General features: G+C 55.6%; 1 tRNA gene and 1 rRNA gene. Both read left to right on the top strand.

The features are described from left to right. Window positions 1-285: ribosomal RNA gene (locus ACV22Z_RS35805) — 16S ribosomal RNA — on the top strand; the annotation flags it as partial. A gap of 61 nt (window positions 286-346) precedes the next feature. Further along, window positions 347-423, top strand: a tRNA-Ile gene (locus ACV22Z_RS35800).

The following is a 423-nucleotide window of genomic DNA, read 5'->3' as shown; positions in this document are numbered from 1 at the left end:
GCCAACCCGCGAGGGGGAGCTAATCCCAGAAAACCGATCGTAGTCCGGATTGCACTCTGCAACTCGAGTGCATGAAGCTGGAATCGCTAGTAATCGCGGATCAGCATGCCGCGGTGAATACGTTCCCGGGTCTTGTACACACCGCCCGTCACACCATGGGAGTGGGTTTTACCAGAAGTGGCTAGTCTAACCGCAAGGAGGACGGTCACCACGGTAGGATTCATGACTGGGGTGAAGTCGTAACAAGGTAGCCGTATCGGAAGGTGCGGCTGGATCACCTCCTTTCCAGAGCTTCTCGCAAAGTTGAGCGCTCACGCTTATCGGCTGTAAATCAAGACAGACTCAGGGGTCTGTAGCTCAGTCGGTTAGAGCACCGTCTTGATAAGGCGGGGGTCGTTGGTTCGAATCCAACCAGACCCACCA

It is taken from the genome of Burkholderia sp. PU8-34 (assembly GCF_053427725.1).
Note: the sequence above shows the minus strand (reverse complement) of the source record. Positions and strands in the feature narration are given on the sequence as shown.